Source organism: Parabacteroides sp. ASF519, assembly GCF_000364265.2.
Lineage (GTDB): Bacteria > Bacteroidota > Bacteroidia > Bacteroidales > Tannerellaceae > Parabacteroides > Parabacteroides goldsteinii.
Genome location: NZ_AQFV02000006.1, coordinates 4,720,489 through 4,738,968, shown reverse-complemented (window position 1 = coordinate 4,738,968; position 18,480 = coordinate 4,720,489). Strand labels below are relative to the sequence as shown.

The window sequence follows — 18,480 nt, the reverse complement described above, 5'->3', positions numbered from 1 at the left end:
CTTATGCAATTCACCTCTCAAATAATGAAATGCAAGGAGTTATGGAGTATTAAGTTTTCAGTTCTTTCATGACAGATAGCGTAAGTGCTTAAAAAAAGAAGAAGGAACAGAAATTTTCATTCTGTTCCTTCACTAATTTCGGAGGTACCTGGCAGATTCGAACTGCCGTACATGGTTTTGCAGACCACTGACTAAGCCACTCATCCAAGGTACCAATGTGGCTAAAAATCAATTGATTAATAAAATTGTAATTGTTAATTATCAATTGTTATTTTCTCTTCGAGGTTCCTGGCGAACCTCTTTTCTTTTATTTTGCTTATATCTTTAATAAAAGATTAAATATTGGTATTATTGAAAATCAGTGTTTTGTTTTATTTGTGAAAGAAATAGAAATAAAATAAGATAAAAGATTGTAGTACCAATGTAGTACCAAATTAAAAAGAACCTCTATATTTGTAGTACCAATTTAAACAGTAAAAGATATGGCAGCTACATTCATTCTAAGAACCGATAAAAGTGAAGGATATGCAACCTTATACGCTCGCATACAAAACAGAGTGCCAAAGATAAACATTCGGGTGTCTACTGGACTAGAAGTTGATATCAAGGAATGGAATAAGTCTTTGACTGGTGCAAAAGCGTTAACAGTGTTCAGGAATGGTAAAGGTAAAAACCTCTTTATTAAACTTGATGCTATTTCCGCCATGATTGATGCCCTTATAAAGAATGGTGTGGCTATTACTTCTGATATGGCTAAAAAACGCATTCATGAAATAGTGTATGCAGAACAGATCGCAGAAGAAAAGAAACGTGCAGAAGTTGAGGCGAAAGCATTGGAAGAAGAACAAGCTACAAACTTCAATGACTTCATTGTTCAATTCATCCATGAGTGTGAAACAGGGAAACGCAAGAAAAAAGGCGGTACTACTAATGTATCACCTGGAACAGTCAAAAGTTATAAGGGCTTCCATTCGCAGTTCAAAGCATATCAGGAAGCAAGGCTAAGAGTTGTTGACTTTAGCGATCTAACAATAGAGTTTTATAATGATTTCCGGTTATTCCTGACCGACAAAGAATATTCTCCGAATACTATTGCTAGAATGGTGAAGATATGCAAAACGATCTGTTATGCAGCTGAACAATTAAAGCTAATGGATGCCGGTAACGTTCGATCTGGATTTGATGTTATTTATAAAGATGTTGATAATGTTTATTTGACAGAGGAACGCATACAGGAGCTTTACGAGTATGATTTATCTAATCGTCCGGCATGGGAGAAAGTAAAAGATGTGTTTGTAGTAGGTTGCCTGACCGGACAGCGTGTAAGCGATTATAAGCGCATCAATGCAAAGATGCTCGTTACCCTTACTGACGGGAACCGTTATATTAAACTAAAGCAGGAAAAGACAGGGAACATTGTGTATATTCCCCTGGATCCTCGAGTAGAAGCTATCTTAAATAAGTATGACGGATCTTTGCCAAAAGTTTATGATCAAAAGATAAACGACCATATCAAAGAAATTGGTGAAGCTCTAGGTTGGACGGAGATAGTAGAACTGGATGAACAACGGGGAGCAATGGAATATGTAGCAAAGAAACGTTTTTGCGACCTTTTGAAAACTCATACTTGCCGTAGAAGTCTTGCGACTAATATGTATAAAGCTGGTGCGTCTCTTAGCTCTATCATGGCTATAACCGGCCATAGTAGCGAACAGCAACTAAAGACATATCTTAAACTTGATGAATCAGAAAAGAGTATGATTGCTGCAAAAGAGAATTATTTCGCAAAATTGAAAGTAGCCAAATAAAAAATGATGAAAAGAATTATTAACAATATGAGTTGGTTGCTCAATATGCCTAAAACTGGCAATGATGTTCTTGATAAAGCAATTGATTCGGCTTTTATGGAGGTGAGTTATAAAGCGGATAATGAAGAATATAACTTACTCAATGCATTAAGATTATTACAATCGGAGGAAGAAGGAGTATTTATATCGGGGAAATGTCACTCTCAAAAAATATTTGTTGATAATAACATTGTCGAACTGATAAGACGAGCCTTATCAAATCAGTTAATCGATTTAAATGATAAATACATGCTGTCCCTTTCTTCAAACGGAGCATCGGTTATTGATCCAGAAGTTGTACAAAGGCGGTTATCTTCTGTAACATATGAGAAAGAGATAAGGAAAAGCGTTTATCTTAAAGAGTTCCTAAATAAAATCAAGAATGAACTTATTGATTCCGGGAATTGGAATAATTTGAATAAATATGAAATATACCCTATTTTATATGATGTTATTGCAGGTATGGGTATAATTGCAAAAGATGAAACAAAAAACAATAAAGATAAATATGATATGATAAGGAATTACTATAGATAAAGACATAACTAACTGATAACCACTGGGAGTAAAAAGTGGGTGCAATAGGGGGTAAATTACCCTAATATTTGCACTCACTTTTGTTTTTCCCCCCTATTTACTTTTGCATAAAAGATTTGCGGTGCACAACGAATCTTTCTTTATCAATTTAAAAAGAATAGGAAAGATGAATAATTTGAATTCAACACAACAATCCGTCATAATGAGCTTTTTTGCTCCAATTATAGACGTTATAGTAGATAGGGTGTCGGAGAAGGTTCTTGTAGTGACGGAAAAGAGAGAACCGAGGTATTATACCCGGCAAGAAACAGCCGATAAAATACATGTAACATTACCTACTTTGGCAAGGCTTACTAAGGAGGGGCTTATTGAGTCTAAACGAATTGGAAGTAGAATACTGTATGATGCGGATGCTATAGATCGAGCTGTGAAAGAGCAAGTAGTATTTAAATACCGGAGGGGATAACATGGAAGCAAAGAAAAAGGCGAACACAAAGCCCGCCCCTGAAACCGGGAACAAAGATAGTGCAAAAAATCGAATACGTGCAACTGTCCGATTCCTTTTTAGGTCAGGAAAAAGACTTACAGCGAAAGATATTAATAATCTCACAAATAGTAATGACGCTCGCAAAGTAATTTCTGATTTGCGTAAAGATGGGTATAATATTCAAGATGTCAGACAGGCAAACATGTGCAAACTTTACTGGCTGATACCTGATAATAAACAGGGTGAATTATCTTTTTTAAATGACCAACAAGATGACTTCTAACTACAGAGATATTATTAAAGCCGAGTTGCAAAAGATTGATTTGCACAGTGGTAATAATGGCGTAAATATCGATGATGAATCTCTTTCATTGCTTCAAAAAGCAGAAATAGACTTAAGTATTGATATCCCATCACCACCACCAGTACTGTATCAAGGGAATAAGGTAATGATCAGCAAAGGTGACTTTTCTGTTGTGGTCGGAGCCGCTAAAAGCCGGAAAACATTTTGTGTATCTGCTATGGTTGGTGCTTATCTGTGTACTGATGAATACATGAACATGAGTAGTCCTAATGATGCAGGCAGTGTACTATGGATCGATACGGAACAAAGTATCTATCATGCGGCCAAAATCGCTAAACGGGTATGCCGAATTGCAGGATTACCAACGAATCAAAAAACAGATCGGTTCCGTATGCTTTGTTTTAGAGAGTACGAACCGGGGAGGCGCAGAGAATTAACAGATAAAGCGATTCGGTTATATCGTCCTTCTTTGGTAGTGGTAGACGGTGCTGCTGATCTTATCCTTGATGTAAATGATAGCTCTGAAAGTGCAAAGCTGGCTACGATGTTCATGGATATCACGAAAGAATTAGATAATCATATTGTTACAGTATTACATACCAATCCAGGAGGCGATAAACCTAGAGGCCATTTAGGAACAAACTTTCTCAATAAGGCACAAGCCTTGTTTATCGTCCGGGCAGATGGTGATATCTCAACCGTATCAGTAGAACGGTGCAGAGATATTGCAGTAGACGATTTTGCTTTTGCCGTGAATAAGGAAGGATTACCCGTACTTGCTTCTATTCCTGAAAAGTCTGATAAAGAAGATAATCTTAAGACCATCTTTTGTAAATATACTCAACCTATTCGGCAAACTGATTTAAGAGATGCTATTATGGTCGACGAGGGGATAAAGAAATCTATGGCTAACCGAAGAATAAGAGAAGCCAGGGAAATAGGGGTACTTGTTGAAAACAATGTGGGGTTACTTTATTACAAAGGAAAGGAGACAAATAATGAATCGGAACAATTACCTTTTTAAGCGGGTACACTACCGGGTACAATCGGGTATTTTCGGGTACAGTAGCAATGGTACGGGTAACCGGGTACACACCCCCCTATATATAGGGGGTGTACCCTGTACCCACCTAAGTAGCCATAACCATAGTACCCACCTATATTCATTGATGTTGTTCTTTTCAATTGATAATAGTATGACAAATTACAATCAACCATATTTGGAAAAATACGCCGGTCGATCTTCCCGGCATGAATGCCCGTTGTGTGGCGATCCTCACTCGTTCGCTTATTACATGAACGGCAATACAGGGGAACCGATAGATAGAACGGTCGGACGGTGCAATCACGAAAGTAGTTGTGGATACCACTATACACCGAAACAGTTCTTTATTGATAATCCGGTAGAGAAAGAACTGTTTGTAGCTCCTGTCCGGCAAAAAACAATACAGAAGCCTCAACAAGAAGTAGGCTATATTCCTTTTCAATACGTTGAAAAGGCATTAAGCTATAATAGTTCGTTTATCCGCTTCTTGTGCGGCTTATTTGACCGTTATACGCTGGAATCACCTACGATTGAAAGACTGATGAATGATTACACTTTGGGAGCCACTAAAGACGGTTGTATCATCTACTGGCAGATTGATATCAATGGCAAAGCTCGAACCGGCAAGATCATGCGGTACAACCCGGAAACCGGACGTAGGGTAAAAGATGCAGGTGGCATCAACTGGGTTCATTCGATATTGAAGAAAAAGAAGCTATTGCCGGACAATTTCAACCTGGTTCAATGCCTATTCGGTGAGCAGCTTTTGAAGATGTACCCTAAAAAGCCGGTAGCATTGGTAGAAAGTGAGAAATCAGCCTTGATTGCGTCTGGTGTGTACCCTGAATACATATGGTTGGCCACGGGCGGCAAAAGCCAGCTATCTATTGAAAAGATGAAGGTATTGCATGGAAGAACGGTTCTAGCGTTCCCCGATGTAGACGGGTTCGACTACTGGAAAGATAAGGCCAAAGAGCTTGAATCCATAGGGTGTAATGTCCTGGTATCGGATATATTGGAAAAGAATGCGACCGATCAGGATAGGATTAACAAGATCGACCTGGCAGATTGGTTAATACGTGATCTTATGACTGATTGTAGACCGGCTCCGAATACGTTGGATACACTGTTAGGTATTAACCCGGTACTGAAATCATTAATTGAAACATTTGATTTAAAACTTATTGCGTAATGAATACGAATGATTTAATTCCTACAATAGAAAAGATAAAGAAACCGGCCAAATCCCGGTATATGAAGCCGGATAGCGTGAAGCAATTAGAGGAAGATTATTTCGATTGGAAATACCGGGATAGCTCTATACCTAAACATTGCCGATTTAAGACCTCATTTCGGGACGATACAGCCAATTCTTTGGCTAAATGTATAGATGCTTGGTCAAAGGTTAATAATGCCTTCTATCAGCGTCAGAATAGCCAGGGACAATATGATTCGCATCTGGGATGCTGGCGCAAGTCCGGTACAACGAAAGGTATTGCCGATGTACAAGTGACCTATAACGGCAAGGTGTACAATTTTGAGATCAAAATAGGTAAGGATCGCCAATCGGATATACAGAAGGATGTTGAGGCAAAAATAAAAGCAGCTGGCGGTCATTATGCTATCGTTAAATGTTACGACGACTTTTTAAACGAAATGAGCATATGATAGCGACAAAAGTAGAAAACATCGACCAGATACGCCTAATTGACAGAATGGGTATGAAGATACCGTTTGATATCGCCTGGTGGGAAAAGAATCTTAGAAGAGGGGATATCTACCTATGTGTGGAGCATAACGATAAGCTAGATTACGCTTTTCGATTTACGGGTAAGCAGCCTATTGTATTGACCTTCGAACGGTTTGTAATGGAGATTATGTGATATGGAGAAGCTGGACTTAATCAACAGGCAACAGCCATTAGACACAACTCGTTTATCTCCTGACGTGTCGACAATGTACAAGTTGAGGATTGACAGCCGAACAATGTTCTACTTTCGTTCGAAGGAGCAACGGCAACAGTTTATTCGGAGGCGATATTGCCGGAAGTTGAAACGTTTTTATCTGCATTCAGATGACTGGTAAGGGAGGGGGTACACCCCCGGTCTACCAGGTGGTAGAATTGGGGGGCATTCGATACAGATAAATTTTTTTTCTTGGATTTTTTTTCTCACTATTAAATCATAAATAATTATGACACAGATTATTAATTTACCAAACACAGTTATCAACGAAGAAGCAAGAGCGGAAGAATTGCAGAGATTCCATGACATTGAGCAGTTTATCAATGAAATTTTAGTGCCTGCATTCGAAAAGGAAGGTTTTGCAGTTGATATTGAATTGCTGGAAGCTTTAAAGACTGAACGGGCTATAGCGGAAATTATCCGAAATAAAGAACGGGAATACGTTCTTTCTCTTCCTTTTTGCCCGAATGAGGAGAAAGTTAGGATCAGAAAGGTTTTTGACGCTGTATTAGGTCGTTTGGAGGGCGTTTGTACGGATTATGCCCGGAACATCAAAGGTGTAAAATTATCGCTTATTCAAGCGGGAAACGGGCGATTCTGCTTTAATCCTGAAGAAGTAGACAAGTGTATCTCGTCAATCGGCATACGTCGATTCCGTGCAGAAGAAAAGAAGCTGTTTGAGTTGTATCAAAAATTGTACACAGCATACAGGGACTGTCGGGATTATGAGAAAGAACAAGGTTTGCGACCTTTTGCGGGCAATCAGCTTTGGTTTGCCCGTTTTGGCCAGGGCGTAACGGTTGAAGAGTTTGCTAAATGGGATTTATTCCGGTTAAAGCAGATCTCATCCAGATTAGAAGAACGTTTCGAGAGAACAGGAGTAAGTTCTATCAATTTATAATTATTAATCACAGGGGGTATGCCGAAAAATACGCATACCCCCCCTAAATTAAATCATTATGGCACAACGAATATACGCATTGGAAGAAAGAGTCTCTTTCATGTCTCAACTGACTGAGAAAGAACGGTTTTGCCTACAGGCTTATTTAATTACCAAAGACAAGAAAATGGCTTTCGTATGCTCACGGGAAAAGCCGTTAAAATCTGAAGGCGAAGGATTCCGGGTTAATCTGTCTAAATGGTTCAACAGCGATAAGGTACAAGCATTCATTCAGGAGTACCAGACGCAAGCACGTGCCTCTGACATTGACAGAGGCATGGAAGGCCAGGACATAGGTAAGGCCGAATTAGTCCGGGAACTGACAATACTATTCCGGCGAGAGAAAGACCCGAAGTTAAAGGCCGATATCGGCATGAAACTTGCCGACCTTCAGCAGATGAAAAAAGAGCAAACAGAACAGGAGGAACAAATCAAGTACTATTTGCCTCTTCAATGCTCGAAATGTGCTTTGTATCTTAAGGAAAAGGAGGCGATAGGGAAAGCTGGCCAACCGGAAGGTTGAGCAGACTGTTTAGGTATTAGCTCCGTTCCGGTAACAATCGGTTCGGGGCTAAATTATTGATTATTAGTTTATCCTGGTTTTTCTGTTTATAAGGTGTAAATCCCTATCATCTGATAATCAGGCAAAAAGGTGTTTCACGATAATGCCGGTTCCTTTCAAATATGGAAAGGGAGGGGCTAGGTTTAACCGATACCCCATATCTCAAAAATGCGACATGGTGAAAATCAGACGTTTAATAATACCTTAAATTGGGGTATTAACTCAATGCCGTAAATTCTACGGATTAATAAAGTGTATCTTATTGATTTACACGCCCTAAACTTGACGGAGGGTAACACGGGAAACACAAAAGCTAATTTCGTCACTGAATCAGGCTTCTATGATGTGATTTTACAAAGCTCATCTCCGAAAGTGAAGTCTTTCCGTAAATGGGTAACAAGCGAAGTCCTTCCTTCCATCCGCAAGCATGGTGCATATATGACAAACACCACATTGGAAAAGGCTTTAACTTCACCCGACTTCCTGATCCAGTTAGCCACTAATCTCAAGGAGGAACAACAAAAACGTATCGAGGCAGAACAAAAGATTCGATCTGACGCTCCCAAGGTATTATTCGCAGATGCAGTGTCCACATCCCGGCGTTCATGCTTGATAGCTGAGTTGGCGAAGATTTTACAACAAAATGGAATCAAGATCGGACAAAACAGATTATTCGAATGGCTTCGCAAAAACGGATACCTGTGCCAAAAGTGGGACACTTCGGTATTTACAGAAGCGGGACGGGACATTATTCTACTTTAATATTGATATCTTTCCCGCAATGAGGGCAGCGAATTACATTATCAAGTTCATCTGCAAAGAAATCCCCCACTTTGCACCCTATTACATTAGCTATTCTTTGGAGAGTGTCAATCGTGGGATTTTTGTTAATAGACTGTGATAACGCCCCTTTAGTTATTGGCTTACCGTTTTTACCTTCCCATTCATTTGCTATACGTTCAATAGTATAGCCATGTGCTTTAATTACTGATTTAATATCCATATCCCAAATGTTTAGTTATAACTTGACGCAAATATATTGCTTTTCCATGAAGAAATACAGTAATATCTAAACTTTATTCCAACAAAATGCTGTTTTAACTAAATGATGGTGATGTGTTAATGTTTTGTTAAAGCTAAACAAATCTTTGTGAAGGTTTAGTTTTAACTATACATTTGCATCATCAAAGTAAAACAACAAAACAATGGAAGCACCAAAGTACAGCAAAAGTAGAATCATGAAATCAGCCTGGTCAATGTTCAAGGCTGGAAAGAAGTATCGTAATCATGTATTAACATTTGGCGAATGCTTGAAAGAAGCCTGGAAGAACGAACGGTCTTCTTATAACAAAGCTATGAACATGTATAACCTTTGGAACCTTGCTGCAAAGCAGGAAAAGGAAAGAGACGCAAAGCGCAATGTAAAGGTTTCTTCTATGGCTTTCATGGCTGATACTTTGGTGAACTATTATGCTAACAATAGATATAACGGAGATTAATAATCTGGGTGGGGTGGATAGTAACCACTCCATCCCAAACAAGAAATATTATTGACATAAACAATTATGGAAACAAAAAGAACTAACATCGACAGTGCAATCTTATCTAAGATTGAAGAATTACAGAGTAATAACAATGCCGGTATCATGGATATCTTACGAGAGATAGACGATATAACATGCGATCTGGCCGATATGAGCCTTAATGATCCGGAAGCCTCACAGGGTAAGTACTTATCAATTATCCAAGCTATAAGAGAATACAGAAAGTTCTTTGCCTCATTGACTGCCGCATAAAACAACATATCAAGCGTTGATACAGCACATTGGGGTCTTTCGTACCCAACGTATCCGTATCTCTATGATGCCCCGGCAGTAATACGGCTGCCGGGTTTGTATGATAATCCAGTTTTGGATCGTCATAAATAGCGGTAAGATTACGGTAAGGAGGCTGACGGATGCCCCCATTCGGATTGAGGTCACCGATTCAATGTAAGGTAAAAAACTTTTTTCTAATATGTTGCTTAACTTAGCATAATATACTAAGGTTAAACCAAGGGGGTTTAACAACATCGGTGAAAATTTAACCGAATATTTTCATTGCTTAATTCTAAACTGTGAGTTTTTAGATAAAGGAATACCAGGAATATGAGAACACTGTTTCGTGCTGTCTTTATTATCGATTGTATGTTTCGAAGTAGATAGTTTGGAGTGATGGCAAAGCCCAGAAAAACCAAACACGAAAAACCGTAGCATCTTCCTGCCTTCTTCCCCATAGCAACCAACTGTAGTTATCTATAGTAGTAGTGACCTCTAAAAAACGTTAAGAAGAAATTAGTAGGAGAAACTGGCCTAAAGACTACGGTGTAGCAAGGAAATGCAACAGGCGCAATTTTGAGCTCGTTTAATTATTGGCATTAATAAGGTAATAAAAAAGGTTCTATTACCTTAGAAGTAGTAGAACCTTTTTAATGTAGTACCAATGTAGTACCATTTTTGTTTTTAGTGAGGTGCCTGGCAGATTCGAACTGCCGTACATGGTTTTGCAGACCACTGACTAAGCCACTCATCCAAGGCACCATACGAATGTTTCGTGGTTTTGTTACTGTAATAAACACAATAATAACATTGAGGTTCCTGGCGGATTCGAACCGCCGTACACGGTTTTGCAGACCGCTGACTAAGCCACTCATCCAAGGAACCATCTATTTCAAATAACGTCTTATCGTTTTGCGAGTGCAAAGAAAGGCATTATGTTTGATATATGCAAATCTTTTTCATTCTTTTTGCAGGCTTTGATTGTTGCAGAACTAAGGAAAAAGAAGTTACTTTGTCCCCTGTTAGTATAAATATAAAGGAATGAATTATATAGAAACGGAAATATCCGGTGTCTGGATCATTGAACCTAAGGTGTTTAATGACGCGCGGGGATATTTTATGGAAGCATTTAAACAATCTGAGTTTGAACAACACATCGGTAAAGTGAATTTTATTCAGGATAATGAGTCCTGTTCTTCCAAGGGAGTACTTAGAGGATTACATTATCAATTGGCTCCTTATTCGCAGTCGAAGTTGGTGCGGGTGATCACAGGACGTGTTCTGGATGTTGCCGTCGATTTGCGTGCCGGATCTCCGACATTCGGAAAATATGTATCGGTTGAACTTTCGGCAGAGAATAAACGACAGTTCTTTATTCCGCAGGGATTTGCCCATGGATTCCACGTGTTGAGCGACGAAGCGATTTTTACTTATAAAGTGGATAACCCTTATATGCCCAGCCATGAAAAAGGACTTCGTTTTGATGATCCGGCGATAGGTGTGGATTGGGGAATTACAGATATCGATGCTGTAAATTTATCAGAGAAAGATACAAAAGCGCCTCTGTTCAGTGAGGCGGAATATAATTTTACATTTAAATAATACGGACGATGAAGACTTATCTGGTTACCGGTGCTGCCGGTTTTATTGGTGCTAACTTTATCAAATATATGCTGGCAGAGCATCAGGATATAAAGATTGTAGTTCTCGACTTGCTGACTTATGCAGGAAATCTGGGTACGATAGCAGGAGATATCGATGGCGAACGTTGTGAGTTTGTGAAAGGCGATATCTGCGACCGTACGTTGGCTGATGAACTTTTTGCTAAGTATAATTTTGATTATGTAGTTAATTTTGCTGCAGAAAGTCATGTGGATCGTAGTATTGAGAATCCGCAGTTATTCCTTGTAACTAATATTCTGGGAACACAAAATTTACTGGATGCAGCCCGCAGAGCCTGGGTGACAGGGAAAGACGAGGCCGGTTATCCTCTGTGGCGTGAAGGCGTACGTTTCCATCAGGTTTCTACAGATGAAGTTTACGGTAGCCTGGGTGCGGAAGGTTATTTCCATGAAACGACTCCGCTGGATCCGAGAAGTCCGTACAGCGCCTCCAAAACAAGTGCCGATTTATTTGTAAAAGCGTATTTCGATACTTATAAAATGCCGGTAAGCATTACCCGTTGTTCCAATAATTATGGTCCTTATCATTTTCCGGAAAAACTGATTCCTCTTATTATAAAGAATATCCTGGAAGGAAAATCCCTGCCGGTGTATGGTGACGGAAAGAATGTAAGAGACTGGTTGTATGTGGAAGATCATTGCAAGGCTATCGATGCTGTTATTCATCGTGGACGGGTAGGAGAAGTCTATAATGTAGGTGGCCATAACGAAAAGCAAAACATTGAGATTGTAAAACTGACGATCAGTACAATCCATCGCTTAATGACCGAACAGCCTGAATATCGCCAGGTGCTGAAAAAGAAAGAGATTGGTCCGGACGGGGAAATTGCTGTCGACTGGATTAATGAAAGCCTGATTACTTTTGTGAAGGACCGCCTCGGACATGACATGCGTTATGCTATTGACCCGACGAAAATCTCTGAAGAGCTTGGCTGGACTCCTGAAACGACATTTGAAGTCGGCATCGTAAAAACAATCCGCTGGTATCTGGAAAACCAACAGTGGGTAGAAGACATCACGGGTGGCGATTATATGAAATATTACGACCGGATGTACTCCGGCCGTGAATTATAAAGCATTGGTTTCTCCTTCCGGAGGAGTTACCGTATGATTAGGAGAGAGGCTGCTCACCAGTTCGGGAGCAGTCTCTTTTATTTGGTTACGTATCGATTCCCGTATTTCTTTCCGGACATTTGTCCGAGTACTGTCCAGCTCCGCTTCTTTAGCCGGTTTAAAAAGGTCTTTGTAGCGGCACTTTACAATTTTATATTTGAAATCATCCAAATTACCGGTGATGTCGATTCCGAGTTTAAACGGAACCGGCGATTTGAGTACAGACAGATGATAGTTGAAAGTCATATCCAGGTTATGAGTTCCTCCGACGGCTACTTTATATCTGTCCATTTCCACCAGGAAGGGGAATACTTCTATTTTATTGTCTTTGATGGCCAGATCGACCGATATACTGTCTATTACATTCCGCTTCTTGTTTTTGAACATAAGCGTCTTGGATATTTCAGTAAAAGTTTCACCGTCCAGCAGCACCATGTTTTCCCCATGCAGATAGCAGGCTGAGTGCAGGGAAGGAAGTTTCAGCGACATGGTGGAATCCATCTTGCAGGTTGCTGTCACCTGGCAGTCGACTACTCCTTCAAAAGAACGTAACATCGGGACGAGTGTGTCGATGGCCGGATACAATCCGATCAGTTTCTCAACCATTACATCTTCCATATCGAGATCGAAACCGGCGGATGCCCCACTATAGTCTTTAGCCGTGTAGAACATGGTCATGTTTCCGCGGCCGATATTTGAATCCATCTTGAGGTTACTAAGATTGATGCTTTGATCGCGGATAATCACTTCACCGAGTACATTGGTAAGTTCGGCATCCTTGAAGTCGATCTTTTGGGCGTTTGTGTGAAGCGTTATGTCCAGATTAGCCGGGATGACAAATACCCGGTCTGTTGTATCCAGTGTTGCTGTTGCAATGGAATCCTGTAGAGTATGGGTATCCATGGTAACAAAACTTTCCTCGTCCATTACTGATTGACCGGCTGTAGCGAGGTGTTGTTCCGAATATTGCATGCCGGAGTTCATCGCTTTCATTAGCTGGTTACAATCGATATAATCGGATGTCAGTGAGAAGTTACCCCGTAGTTTCCCTCCCCGAAGCATGGCCTGGCGGATACGGTTTATTTCTCCGTTCAGCATAAAATCACTTTTTCCCAGATGCAGGTGGGCATTGGTCAATGTGATATCGTTAGTATTGAATTTCATGGTGGTCTGGTCTATTCGCATAGGGATGGGTAACAGGCGGCTGAACCCCCTCATTTTGTTAAAGGAGAGGCTGCCTCGGACTTCCCAGCGACGTAATAATTGTGTTGTCACGTCGGTGGTATCCGTTTGGATTTGACCGGGTGTCCTTGGGCGGCGTGTACGTGCCTGCCTGGTTGTATTGGCCTGTGATGTTGTATCGGTCCGGGCAAGTCTTCGCTGGCGCACGGCATCCCGATAGGGGAGTGCTTCTAGATTGAATGTGTTTCCGGCAAGTATCATTCCGGTATGCATCGGCAGGATGAAGTATCGCAGGGTATCGACAGAAATGGTGGTACCTGCGGTGGGTATCCGTTTATTGGAGGCTGACGATTTGATGCCACCTTTCATGACGGTTTGTCCGGCTACCAGCCATACGGAATCGGGCAGGCGGGTACGCAGATAGTCAAACTTCAGTTGTGCAGTCATGGGGATAACGGCTGTCGTATCTATGACAGGCGATGTTTTTGCCTGTATGGCCAGTCGGCTGATATTTGTATTGATGTCATCCTGGTATTTGATGTTCAGGCTGTCTACCGACAAAGACATGCTTAACAGGTCTTTATTTTCCAGATAAGAACTACCCTGTTGGGTGGAGTCGACCGAGAAACCGGCATTTGTTATAAAGACGTCCATACCCAACGGTTTGCTATAAGCCTTCAGCGTATCTATTTTTAACCGGCCTGAAGCGTGAACTTTGCCGTATTGGCTGTCCAGTAAGTCATCCACATTAAATGAAGCGGAAAGATCGGCATCCATTACTCCCTGAAGGAACAGGGTGTCCGGGTTCAGAAATTCCTGTGCAAGCCGTGTGAAGTCGATCTTACCTTTTATATTGGCGTCGACATTCGGTGAAGTCAGCAGGTTGGTTACTTTTCCACGCATATCCAAAGAGGTTGTCAGTCCTTTTAATCTCAGTTGTTCCAGTGAGACAAAAGAAGAATCCGGATACATGCCGTTCAGATGGAGGTCCATATCTATCTGTATGGTGTCGATTCCCTGCTTGAGGCCTTTGACGTGGTAGGAGCCGTTCTCTATTTTACAACACAGGTTGACAGACGGAACAATACTGTCTCCCAGGTAACCGTGTATGTTTCCTTTCATGATGATAGCTCCTTTTGCCAGTGTTTTATCTCTGTTTTGGAAATAGGCATCGGGAATGAATTTCAATAAATCGTTCATGTCGGATATTTTGAGTCCGACTTCCATGTCTATTTTAGTTTGTTTCAGCGGCGGTAAACTGCTGACAGAGCCGTTGGCTGTAAAAGGAAGATTGTTAACGAGTAGTTCGGCATCATTCAACGTGATCGTGTTGAAGTTGTCAGAAAGTAAAAGCTGGCTTTTCAGTTTCAGGGCCAGTTTGTTTTCCAGTGTATAAGTCGGACTGCTGAACAGGATGGAAGTTGAGCCTGTTTCAATATCCAGTTTATTCTTTCCGTCGGTCAGTGAACCGTCCAGGTTGAGGAAGAAGCCGTTTATTTCAGCAAACAGATCGGCTTCGCGGTCATCATAAGTGAAACGGCCGTTTGTGATGCGTACTTTTTGCAGGTCGATGGGAGGCAACGGCTTTTTGCCGGTGTCGGCAGAGTCGGTCTCTGTGGAATAGATATCCCAGTTGGCAGCACCTTTCTTATTCACATAGCCATAGAAACGAGGTTCTTCGATACTGATTTCGCCTATTGTTATTTTGCCGTTAAAAAGATAATCGGTTGGCCGGAAAGAGATAACGGCGGATTTGAAAGCGATCAGGGAATCGGACGGAATGGCCAGTTCTTCCTTGTGTGCCGTTGAATCTTCGGCTGTATGTGAGATTAGATGGCCGTTCGTGAGCCGGATGCCCAGATGCGGGTATGTTTCAAAATAAGTCAGTTCGATCCGCTCGCAATCCAGATGGGCGTCAAGAAACTTATTCGTTTGTTCGATGACGAGCGGGGTCAGTTTCTCCGGAGGAAGAACGCCCCAGTTCAGAATACTGAACCCTATGCCCGGAAGGATAAAGAACAGGGTAACAGTGATAACGACGATTGTCGTAATTAATTTTTTATTGATCTTCATATTGCCTTCATGTATTGGTTATACAAAAGTATGTAAATAAACCCATATCTTTGTACCTGATAAGTTTATTTAAAAGATTATAGGCATATGGATTTTCGTCTGAAGGTATTTTATAGCGTAGCGACTAACCTGAGTTTTACAAAAGCTTCGAAGGAGTTGTATATCAGTCAACCGGCTATAAGTAAGCATATTCATGAGCTGGAGATGCAGTATAAGACGCCGCTGTTCGACCGTACCGGTAGCCGTATTGTGCTGACCCGGGCCGGCGAATTGTTGTTGTCGCATACCAATACGCTGCTGGCTGCTTACCGGCAACTGGACTTCGAGATGAATCTGCTGACCGATAATATCTGTGGCGACCTGCGCCTGGGGGCCAGTACGACGATTGCCCAGTATGTATTGCCTCCCATCTTGTCTTCCTTTATCCGGAAATTTCCCGATATCCGGGCTTCCCTGCTGAACGGAAATAGTCATGATATTGAAAAAGCCTTGTGTGAAGGTAAGATCACTTTGGGACTGGTGGAGGGGAATGCCCGGCAGAGTTCTCTTCATTATACGCCTTTTATGAAAGATGAACTGGTCGTTATTACACATACCGGGAGTAAACTGGCCCGGTATGAAGAACTGACGTTGGACCAACTTTGCACACTTCCGCTGGTGCTGCGTGAAAATGGTTCAGGGACGTTGGCTGTTTTGGAGTCCACATTGGCCGAACATCAGGTCAAGCTATCCCAACTGAAAGTACTGATGCAGTTGGGAAGTACTGAAAGTATTAAATTGTTTCTGGAAAATTCGGATGCACTGGCAATCGTGTCGGTACGTGCCGTTACCCGTGAACTGATGTCGGGAGTGCTGAAAGTGATCGATATCACAGATTTTTCTGCCGAACGTATGTTTTCCTTTGTACAGCTACAGGGACAGAGCGGGGGACTGGAAGAGAGTTTCATCCGGTATATGCAAGCCTATAAGTAAATCAGATGTGGATGCCGTAATCGTGTTTCACTTCATCCATCACAAAAGTACTTTCCAGTGAACCGAGGCTGTCTATTGTTCCCAGAACATTGAGGATAAACTCCTGGTAGTATTTCATGTTTGGGGCATGGATCTTTAACAGATAGTCGTAACTGCCTGATATGTTATAACATTCAGTTACTTCGGGGATATCTTGTATGATCCGTGTGAACTCGGTCGCAATCTCCCTGTTCAGTTTGCTGAGCTTGACGCGGCAGAAGACGACAAAACCCAGATTCAGTTTTTCTGCATCCAATACGGCTATATATTTCTTTATATATCCTCCGTTTTCCAAACGTCTGAGGCGTTCGAAGACCGGGGTTGATGAAAGATTCACTCGGGCGGCAAGTTCTTTTGTTGTCAGCCGGGCATTTTCCTGTAGCGTGCGGAGGATCTGCAAATCCTTTTTGTCTAAAGTCTCCATAGAATAAAATTCTTTTATCTGATTCTTTTTAATTGTTGTATAGTTGATTCTGTCTGTATGACGGCGTAAAAATAGTATTATTTTCTGTATTTGTATAATTCTTTGTTTGATGTTTCTTTGTATGATACTTTTGCTGGAAAATAATACAGTAATAAGTCAAATAAAAAAAGAATAAGATCATGGCAAAAAGAGAATTACATTTCGAGACTTTACAGCTTCATGTAGGACAGGAACAGGCGGATCCGGCAACAGATGCTCGTGCAGTACCCATTTATCAGACGACTTCCTATGTGTTTCATAACTCGGCGCATGCGGCAGCCCGTTTCGGTTTGCAGGATCCGGGAAATATTTACGGTCGTTTGACTAATTCAACGCAAGGTGTTTTTGAACAGCGTGTGGCGGCTCTTGAAGGAGGCGTTGCCGGGTTGGCTGTCGCTTCGGGCGCAGCTGCCATTACCTATGCATTCGAGAATATTACACGTGCCGGCGACCATATTGTAGCGGCAAAGACAATTTATGGAGGTAGCTATAATCTGCTGGCACATACCTTGCCGGTTTATGGGGTAACTGCCACTTTTGTTGATCCGGCTGACTTGTCTAATTTTGAAAAGGCTATCCGGGAAAATACGAAAGCGATCTTTATCGAAACTCTGGGTAATCCGAATTCAAATATTATATCTATAGAAGAGGTGGCAGCCATTGCCCATCGTCATAAGATTCCCCTGATTGTGGATAATACTTTCGGAACACCTTATTTGATACGTCCGATCGAATATGGTGCGGATATTGTAGTGCATTCGGCAACAAAATTCATCGGTGGACATGGCTCGTCGTTAGGAGGTGTCATTGTCGATTCCGGCAAATTCGACTGGGGGGCTTCCGGTAAGTTCTCGCAACTGACAGAACCTGATCCGAGTTATCATGGGGTACGTTTTGTGGATGCTGCCGGACCTGCAGCTTATGTGACCCGTGTTCGTGCTGTCTTGTTACGCGATACGGGGGCTTGTATCAGTCCGTTCAATGCATTTATCTTGTTACAGGGATTGGAAACTCTCTCATTGCGTGTGGAACGTCATGTTGAAAATGCTCTGAAAGTGGTTGACTTCCTGCAAAATCATCCGAAGGTGAAAAAGGTGAACCATCCATCTTTGTCGGAGCATCCCGATCATGCGCTGTATGAACGTTACTTCCCGAAAGGTGCCGGTTCAATCTTTACTTTCGAGATACAAGGAGGGCAGGAAGAAGCACATCGTTTTATCGACAGCCTGGAGATCTTTTCCCTGCTGGCAAATGTAGCCGATGTAAAATCTTTGGTTATTCATCCGGCCAGTACTACACATTCGCAGTTGAATGCAGAAGAACTGGCGGAACAGGAGATTTATCCGGGAACAGTGCGCCTTTCGATAGGAACGGAGCACATAGAAGATTTGCTTGTAGATCTGGAGCAGGCACTGGCTAAAATCTGAACAATCGGAATGAAAAGGGTGTTATA

The 18,480-nt window shown here is 41.5% G+C and carries 19 protein-coding genes, 3 tRNA genes and 1 pseudogene; 17 read left to right on the top strand and 6 right to left on the bottom strand.

Going from position 1 to position 18,480, the window contains the following annotated elements; translation table 11 throughout:
* Positions 1–142: 142 nt before the first annotated feature.
* A tRNA-Cys gene (locus C825_RS18915) sits at positions 143–214 on the bottom strand.
* A 268-nt stretch (positions 215–482) separates the two neighbouring features.
* On the opposite strand from C825_RS18915, the gene C825_RS18910 reads away from it, so the two are divergent.
* From C825_RS18910 to C825_RS18860, 11 genes and pseudogenes are all read left to right on the top strand, one after another.
* A complete protein-coding gene (locus C825_RS18910; RefSeq protein ID WP_010803674.1) occupies positions 483–1,808 on the top strand; it encodes a tyrosine-type recombinase/integrase in 1,326 nt (441 codons plus the stop codon).
* 3 nt (positions 1,809–1,811) lie between these two features.
* Positions 1,812–2,384: a hypothetical protein gene (locus C825_RS18905; RefSeq protein WP_044214520.1), complete on the top strand. Its 573-nt coding sequence runs from the start codon at positions 1,812–1,814 to the stop codon at positions 2,382–2,384.
* 166 nt (positions 2,385–2,550) lie between these two features.
* Positions 2,551–2,850, top strand: a complete 300-nt coding sequence (locus tag C825_RS18900; RefSeq protein ID WP_010803672.1) for a helix-turn-helix domain-containing protein — start codon at positions 2,551–2,553, stop codon at positions 2,848–2,850.
* Between the two features lies 1 nt (position 2,851).
* The gene (locus tag C825_RS18895; protein ID WP_010803671.1) at positions 2,852–3,154 is read left to right on the top strand and encodes a hypothetical protein; all 303 of its coding nucleotides are present in this window, start codon (positions 2,852–2,854) and stop codon (positions 3,152–3,154) included.
* Positions 3,144–4,199 carry an AAA family ATPase gene (locus tag C825_RS18890; RefSeq protein ID WP_010803670.1) on the top strand — a complete coding sequence of 352 codons (1,056 nt, stop codon included), beginning with the start codon at positions 3,144–3,146 and terminating at the stop codon, positions 4,197–4,199. Before C825_RS18895 ends, C825_RS18890 begins: the two co-directional genes overlap by 11 nt.
* A gap of 172 nt (positions 4,200–4,371) precedes the next feature.
* Entirely contained in the window at positions 4,372–5,412 is a 1,041-nt protein-coding gene (locus tag C825_RS18885; RefSeq protein WP_010803669.1) for a DUF6371 domain-containing protein, read from the top strand.
* Complete coding sequence (locus C825_RS18880; RefSeq protein WP_010803668.1) at positions 5,412–5,888, top strand: hypothetical protein; 477 nt, start codon at positions 5,412–5,414, stop codon at positions 5,886–5,888. The genes C825_RS18885 and C825_RS18880 overlap by 1 nt, the downstream gene beginning before the upstream one ends.
* Positions 5,885–6,103: a hypothetical protein gene (locus tag C825_RS18875; RefSeq protein ID WP_010803667.1), complete on the top strand. Its 219-nt coding sequence runs from the start codon at positions 5,885–5,887 to the stop codon at positions 6,101–6,103. The genes C825_RS18880 and C825_RS18875 overlap by 4 nt, the downstream gene beginning before the upstream one ends.
* Positions 6,104–6,413: 310 nt before the next feature.
* On the top strand, positions 6,414–7,085 hold the full coding sequence (locus C825_RS18870) for a hypothetical protein (RefSeq protein ID WP_010803666.1): 672 nt from the start codon (positions 6,414–6,416) through the stop codon (positions 7,083–7,085).
* A 58-nt stretch (positions 7,086–7,143) separates the two neighbouring features.
* Entirely contained in the window at positions 7,144–7,647 is a 504-nt protein-coding gene (locus tag C825_RS18865; RefSeq protein WP_010803665.1) for a hypothetical protein, read from the top strand.
* A 333-nt stretch (positions 7,648–7,980) separates the two neighbouring features.
* Positions 7,981–8,394 (top strand): annotated as a pseudogene (locus tag C825_RS18860) (BRO-N domain-containing protein); the annotation flags it as partial.
* Positions 8,395–8,434: 40 nt separating this feature from the next.
* Here the strand turns inward: C825_RS18860 and C825_RS18855 are convergent.
* On the bottom strand, positions 8,435–8,689 hold the full coding sequence (locus C825_RS18855) for a helix-turn-helix domain-containing protein (protein ID WP_010803663.1): 255 nt from the start codon (positions 8,687–8,689) through the stop codon (positions 8,435–8,437).
* Between the two features lie 202 nt (positions 8,690–8,891).
* On the opposite strand from C825_RS18855, the gene C825_RS18850 reads away from it, so the two are divergent.
* A complete protein-coding gene (locus C825_RS18850; protein ID WP_010803662.1) occupies positions 8,892–9,185 on the top strand; it encodes a hypothetical protein in 294 nt (97 codons plus the stop codon).
* A 66-nt stretch (positions 9,186–9,251) separates the two neighbouring features.
* Positions 9,252–9,482, top strand: a complete 231-nt coding sequence (locus C825_RS18845; RefSeq protein WP_010803661.1) for a hypothetical protein — start codon at positions 9,252–9,254, stop codon at positions 9,480–9,482.
* Positions 9,483–10,193: 711 nt separating this feature from the next.
* On the opposite strand, the gene C825_RS18840 is transcribed toward C825_RS18845, so the two are convergent.
* Both C825_RS18840 and C825_RS18835 read right to left on the bottom strand, forming a co-directional pair.
* A tRNA-Cys gene (locus C825_RS18840) sits at positions 10,194–10,265 on the bottom strand.
* Positions 10,266–10,316: 51 nt separating this feature from the next.
* A tRNA-Cys gene (locus C825_RS18835) sits at positions 10,317–10,388 on the bottom strand.
* 156 nt (positions 10,389–10,544) lie between these two features.
* Between C825_RS18835 and rfbC the strand changes: the two genes are divergently transcribed.
* A complete protein-coding gene (gene rfbC, locus C825_RS18830; RefSeq protein ID WP_007653212.1) occupies positions 10,545–11,105 on the top strand; it encodes a dTDP-4-dehydrorhamnose 3,5-epimerase in 561 nt (186 codons plus the stop codon).
* 8 nt (positions 11,106–11,113) lie between these two features.
* The gene (rfbB, locus tag C825_RS18825) at positions 11,114–12,259 is read left to right on the top strand and encodes a dTDP-glucose 4,6-dehydratase (RefSeq protein ID WP_010803660.1); all 1,146 of its coding nucleotides are present in this window, start codon (positions 11,114–11,116) and stop codon (positions 12,257–12,259) included.
* Here the strand turns inward: rfbB and C825_RS18820 are convergent.
* Complete coding sequence (locus C825_RS18820) at positions 12,254–15,553, bottom strand: AsmA family protein (protein ID WP_010803659.1); 3,300 nt, start codon at positions 15,551–15,553, stop codon at positions 12,254–12,256. The genes rfbB and C825_RS18820 overlap by 6 nt on opposite strands.
* Positions 15,554–15,640: 87 nt before the next feature.
* On the opposite strand from C825_RS18820, the gene C825_RS18815 reads away from it, so the two are divergent.
* On the top strand, positions 15,641–16,525 hold the full coding sequence (locus tag C825_RS18815; protein ID WP_010803658.1) for a LysR family transcriptional regulator: 885 nt from the start codon (positions 15,641–15,643) through the stop codon (positions 16,523–16,525).
* Between the two features lies 1 nt (position 16,526).
* Here the strand turns inward: C825_RS18815 and C825_RS18810 are convergent, their stop codons facing one another.
* A complete protein-coding gene (locus C825_RS18810) occupies positions 16,527–16,988 on the bottom strand; it encodes an Lrp/AsnC family transcriptional regulator (RefSeq protein ID WP_010803657.1) in 462 nt (153 codons plus the stop codon).
* 179 nt (positions 16,989–17,167) lie between these two features.
* Here C825_RS18810 and C825_RS18805 point away from each other — a divergent pair, with 179 nt between their 5' ends.
* Positions 17,168–18,454 carry an O-acetylhomoserine aminocarboxypropyltransferase/cysteine synthase family protein gene (locus tag C825_RS18805; RefSeq protein ID WP_010803656.1) on the top strand — a complete coding sequence of 429 codons (1,287 nt, stop codon included), beginning with the start codon at positions 17,168–17,170 and terminating at the stop codon, positions 18,452–18,454.
* The last annotated feature ends 26 nt before the right edge of the window (positions 18,455–18,480 follow it).